At 35.0% G+C, this 5,311-nt stretch carries 5 protein-coding genes; 2 read left to right on the top strand and 3 right to left on the bottom strand.

All coding sequences use genetic code 11. The features are described 5' to 3' along the window. Positions 1 to 338 precede the first annotated feature (338 nt). Positions 339 to 1,268 (bottom strand): 4-hydroxy-3-methylbut-2-enyl diphosphate reductase, encoded by a 930-nt coding sequence (gene ispH / locus OZD66_RS00030; protein ID WP_182367971.1) that lies wholly within the window; start codon positions 1,266 to 1,268, stop codon positions 339 to 341. Between the two features lie 20 nt (positions 1,269 to 1,288). Between ispH and OZD66_RS00025 the strand changes: the two genes are divergently transcribed. After that, a complete protein-coding gene (locus OZD66_RS00025) occupies positions 1,289 to 3,124 on the top strand; it encodes a peptidoglycan D,D-transpeptidase FtsI family protein (RefSeq protein ID WP_182367962.1) in 1,836 nt (611 codons plus the stop codon). Positions 3,125 to 3,126: 2 nt separating this feature from the next. On the opposite strand, the gene OZD66_RS00020 is transcribed toward OZD66_RS00025, so the two are convergent. Together OZD66_RS00020 and elbB are read right to left on the bottom strand one after the other, a co-directional pair. After that, positions 3,127 to 3,435 (bottom strand): hypothetical protein, encoded by a 309-nt coding sequence (locus tag OZD66_RS00020; protein WP_182367959.1) that lies wholly within the window; start codon positions 3,433 to 3,435, stop codon positions 3,127 to 3,129. A gap of 175 nt (positions 3,436 to 3,610) precedes the next feature. After that, a complete protein-coding gene (gene elbB / locus OZD66_RS00015) occupies positions 3,611 to 4,318 on the bottom strand; it encodes an isoprenoid biosynthesis glyoxalase ElbB (protein WP_182367968.1) in 708 nt (235 codons plus the stop codon). 136 nt (positions 4,319 to 4,454) lie between these two features. On the opposite strand from elbB, the gene OZD66_RS00010 reads away from it, so the two are divergent. Then, positions 4,455 to 5,213, top strand: coding sequence for a hypothetical protein (locus OZD66_RS00010; protein ID WP_259348566.1), 759 nt, complete (start codon positions 4,455 to 4,457; stop codon positions 5,211 to 5,213). The last annotated feature ends 98 nt before the right edge of the window (positions 5,214 to 5,311 follow it).

Here is a 5,311-nt window from a genome sequence, read left to right as displayed (position 1 = left end):
TTTATAAGCGCGTTCAGCTTATTTAGATAAAAATCTAGATGTAGATGAAGTTTTGTAAAGACATACAGTATCTATGTACTGCAAAAAATTAAACATAAGACGCCGATACATTAAGTAATCCTTACCTTTTAATCTGCAGATTGGCGAAAGCAAATACAATAGCTTCAGTTTTATGATAAGGGGGCTGGCGAAGGGTGTCAAGCAAGTTTTTTGTTTCTATTCCCAATAAAAGTTTGTTATATGGTTATGCAAGAGGTCTAATGAATCGCGGTGTGACGTCTTAGCTATAGATGCTGATTTGTGTGATTTTAAGAGAAGCTTAGTAGATAAGTTGTGTTTTAAACCAGATTCGGTATTTTAAACTGAACATTTTCAATAATACCACCTGGCATAACTGAAACTTCTACATTCATGCTTACTTTTAGGTAGTCCATTAATTCATCAACCAATATGTCAGGAGCGGAAGCACCTGCAGTGATTCCTATCTTTTCTACGCCCTGAAACCAGCTTTTATTCACACAGCTGTAATTATCAATCAAGTAGGCTCTTTTTCCTCTGGCAGTGCACAGATCTAATAAGCGGTTTGAATTTGAGCTATTTTTACTTCCTACAACTAATACCATGTCTACAATTTCAGCTAGCTTTTTAACAGCATTTTGTCTGTTTTGCGTTGCATAGCATATGTCCTTTAAATCTGGACCTGTTATGCCTGGAAACCTTAATTTCAAGGCAGCAATAATGTCACGGGTATCGTCGATGCTTAACGTAGTTTGTGTAACATAAGACAAATTATCTGGATCTTTAACCTTTAAATCATGTACATCCTGCAAAGTTTGCACTAAAGTGATAGGATTGTTTACTCTTCCCCTAATTCCCTTAACTTCTGGATGGTTTTCATGCCCAATGAGAATTAATTCTTTACCACTGTTTTCATACCTTTTTGCTTCTTTATGCACTTTGCTGACTAAAGGACATGTTGCATCAATCACTTGAATACCCTTTCTTTTTGCCTCATCTTCTATATTTTTTGATACTCCGTGCGCGCTGAAGATCAGTATTCCTTCATTATCTTCAATTTCCTCGATACTGCTTACAAAAACCACTCCTTGTTTCTTAAAGTCCTCTACTATATATTTATTGTGAACAATTTCGTGTAGCACATAAACTTGGCGCTCGTTTTTGTATTTTTCTAAAGTAATAGCTAATATGTCCACAGCTCTTTTTACCCCGGCACAAAAACCTCGTGGTTCAGCTAAGATGATTTCCATTTTTGTCAAATCAAGTAAATATGCAAGCATTACTTAAAAATAAGCTCCGCTCACTGTATTTTATAGTACCACTATTTATATTTTATATAATAATTATTTTTCGCATATTCTCTTTCACATTTGATCAACTTACTACTTCAGAAAATTTTAGAAAAGATAATATAGTACATAAACAACCCGATATTTTAGATAGAAATGGAGTGGTAATAGCAACAAATGTGCCCACAACATCACTATATATAGATGCAACCAAAGTAAAGAATCCGGAAAGTATAGCAGCACAACTGTGTTCTACTTTGCATGACCTCGAATACAAGAACTTATATAGAGTACTTACTTCAGAAAAGAAATTTGCTTGGATAAAGCGGCACTTAACTCCAAAAGAACTGTTAGCAATAAAAAATGCCGGCGTGCCAGGAATAAACTTCTATAACGATGTAAAACGTATATATCCCCACAGTAATTTATTTTCACACGTGCTTGGTTACACTGACATAGATGGCAACGGTATTGCAGGAGTTGAGGCATATATAAGTAAAAACAAACAACATTCTGTTATCCAAGTACCTGATATACAGTTGTATGAATGTTGCAACTTGAAAGCAATTCCTGCACAGCAATTCCCTACACAACAGATCCAGTGCGTGACACTGGGATCCAGATATAAAAATACTGACAAACTACGTGATGAACAACGGATTCCAGAAACATATGTCAAAAACAATGTTTGTGATGAAATTGCGCATAAAACTGGATTCCAGTGTCAGTGCACTGAAATGACACCAGACCAAGCTTCTGCACAATCTTCTGTCATCCGACAGGGATGGTCACGCTCTGCTGATCAATATGTTCAACTATCCTTAGATACACGAGTGCAAAGCATAGTGCATGAAGAGCTAACTAAAGCTGTAAGCAGATATCAGGCACTTGGCGGAGTAGGAATTGTTTTAAATGTGAGAAATAGTGAAGTTATCTCGATGGTCAGCCTACCTGATTTTAATCCCAACTTACAGAATAAGGCAGAAGACGTACAAAAGTTTAATCGCGCCAGTCTTGGGGTATATGAGATGGGGTCGGTATTAAAATACTTTACAATAGCCGCAGCGCTTGATGCGAACGCTACAAAAACTAGCGATTTATATGACGTATCAACACCAATCACCATTGGAAAGTATAAAATTCAGGATTTTCATAAATCTAAAATTCCAAAAATTACTGTGCAAGATATATTTGTAAAATCATCCAACATTGGTGCAGCAAAAATTGCAGTCAAACTAGGTATTGAAAAACAGGTAGAATACTTTAAAGCTATGAAGCTATTTTCTCCTTTGAAAATAGAAATACCAGAAAAATCCACACCGATAATCCCGGATAAATGGAGTGAAAACACTTTAATAACAGCATCTTATGGTTATGGCATAGCTGTAACTCCTATACATCTTGCACAAACTGCAGCAGCATTAATCAACAATGGGATATTTCATAACGCAACCTTGATGTTGAATAAAAGAAGTATAGGAGAGCAAATTATCTCAAGAAGAACTTCCAGGGAAATGAGAAAATTATTACGTGCAGCAGTAACAGATGGCACTGGCAGAAAAGCAAAAATAAAGGCATATTCAATAGGAGGAAAAACTGGATCGGCGGAAAAAGTTGTAGATGGTAAATATAGCAAAGATGCAAACATAGCATCATTTATAGGAGTGCTAACTATGCTTGACCCAAGGTACATAGTGCTAATTGCTATTGATGAGCCTCAAGGGATGCACCATACCGGGGGAGTAATTGCTGCGCCTATAGTAAGAAACATTATAAATAGAGTAGCACCTATACTAAATGTTACACCTGAGATGTAAAATTATGATTGCTTTACTATAACTTCAAATTTATCATTACCAAAATCCTTATTAATATACCAAGAACCATCATCTTTAGTTACAAATTCAAGACCTTTAAGGTCTTTTTTTATTGTCTTTCCATTTTGACCATCAATAGCGATATTAATATCGAATGTAATAATGTCTAGATTTATCATAGCTTCTTTCCCGCTGCACGAATTTAGACTGAACTTGCCTAACATGACATCATTAAAACTCACTTCCCCTGTATAGACATCACACTGACCGTCCACACAACACGTAGTTTCAATATAGAAAAGATCTGACATACAAAATACCTTAAAAAAAAGAACTAAACATATATGGCCACTACACCACACCGCTAACAAGTAGTAAAGCGTCGATAAACCTAAGTTACTTTAGCTACGTAGCCATAATACAGCTAGAAATGTAAAATTCAACAGTTAATTGTGTGATTAATAGAGAAGTCTTATTTAGTACACCTTATAGGAATGGCTGTTTAGTTTTTTTGTTAATCTTTTTTACCATGCTGTCAATCATATGCTTTATCCCTTGATATACAGAGTATGTACTTTCGTCGCTACGCATATAAGCAGAACAGGAAAATACATTATGTTCTTCGTCTTCTATTGATAACTCTGTATCGCATTTTATGTGCTCGCCGCCAAGCCTTTCTATCAACTGTTCTCTGTCATCTCCTATAGTTACCTTAACCTTACTTTCTTCTTTACCTATCTTGCTACTTAAAATTGAAACAATGATGGCTGGAGATATGCATATCGCTCCTATTGGCTTTTTTGTAACAAAAAATTCTGAAACTAATCTTTCAAATTCAGGCATTACTGTCACCATGTCTTTACTTTCAGCTAAGTCAGATAAATTTTTCGCAACCCCGTATCCACCAGGTACAACTAGCATGTCAAAATTTTCAGCTTTGGCTTCTTTTAAGTCATATATTTCGCCTCTTGCGATTCTTGCTGATTCTGCAAGCACATTCCTTTTTTCTTTCACTGCCTCTTTTGTTTTATGATTCATAACTTGTGTGATATTGATGTCAGGTGCAAAGCATTTAACATCCACTTCCTGCTGATCAAGCACAAGCAGACTTAAAACCGCTTCTCTTACCTCTGCACCGTCAAGGTGACCACACCCTGATAAAACCACAGCAGCTTTTAATTTTTTTTCACCCATAAAGTACCTTGATTTCATATAATCTAGATATTTTAATACAAATTCTATATTTGGAAAGGGGTATGTTATATCAATTATAATATAATTAATGATTAGTATGTATAATTAGGCATATTTATAATCAACGAAGCTGAATATGGAATCTAGCAATAGTATGTTTTTTGATACTGACTATCCAGAACTAAGAAAAGCTATTTCAGATATAATAGAAAGTATTGCACAATCCTCACAAGAGGGGAAAAAAGAGTTATTTACAACCCTATCAGAACAAGTTAAAGGGATGAACCTCAAAGATTTAGGTTTAGCGATTAATGACCAAGGCTTGCAAAAGGAGGTCAACAAAGAATTATTTATAAAATTCATTGAAGAAGCGCTTGAAGGTTTAACTTCTGAAAATGTTGACTCAAAAATAATAGAAGAGGCGTTAAAATCTGTTAATCAGCAAGCAATAAGTAATGTTATAAATAATAATAAAGGTCCGCTGGACAATCTAGTCAATTATTTTAAATCAGCATCTGCAAATGAAAAAATAGGAATAGCTTCTGCTGGAATGGTATTAGGAGTAGCATTTTCTCCGCTTATTGTGCTTGCTACATTAATAGCGCTTGTAGCTATTGGAGCACGTTATGTAGGAATAGGTATAGGAAAGGCAGGGGAAAAAATAAAAGAAGGAGCGATTGAAGCAGGAAAAGCAGTGAAAAGTTCATATAAGGATTTAATAGATAAATTACCTGAGGTTCAAAAAAGAGAAAATAATTTTGAAAAGTTAATAAGCAATTTAATGGAAAAGAATCTTGAAGCTGATGAAAGAGAAAGAACAATGCTTAGTAATGAAATAAAAACAATAAAAATGCTTCAGAATCAAGGGCAACTAGCAGCCATAGGACAGTTATAGCTCTTTCTATAAAAGTCCGGATGTGATAGGATAAGGATAGATGATGATAAGGAGGTTGAATGCCAGCAGCATATAGTTATGATTTAAGAAAAAAAGCA

Source organism: Wolbachia endosymbiont of Drosophila baimaii (assembly GCF_028982185.1).
Classification (GTDB): domain Bacteria; phylum Pseudomonadota; class Alphaproteobacteria; order Rickettsiales; family Anaplasmataceae; genus Wolbachia; species Wolbachia pipientis.
The sequence above is the reverse complement of the archived record's forward strand: the minus strand, read 5'-3'. Positions and strand labels throughout refer to the sequence as shown.

Bases quoted from the DNA above. Each gene is read 5' to 3' on its own strand.
- ispH (WP_182367971.1), bottom strand. From the start codon at position 1,268: ATGGAAATCATCTTAGCTGAACCACGAGGTTTTTGTGCCGGGGTAAAA.
- OZD66_RS00010 (WP_259348566.1), top strand. From the start codon at position 4,455: ATGGAATCTAGCAATAGTATGTTTTTTGATACTGACTATCCAGAACTA.
- elbB (WP_182367968.1), bottom strand. From the start codon at position 4,318: ATGGGTGAAAAAAAATTAAAAGCTGCTGTGGTTTTATCAGGGTGTGGT.
- OZD66_RS00020 (WP_182367959.1), bottom strand. From the start codon at position 3,435: ATGTCAGATCTTTTCTATATTGAAACTACGTGTTGTGTGGACGGTCAG.
- OZD66_RS00025 (WP_182367962.1), top strand. From the start codon at position 1,289: ATGCAAGCATTACTTAAAAATAAGCTCCGCTCACTGTATTTTATAGTA.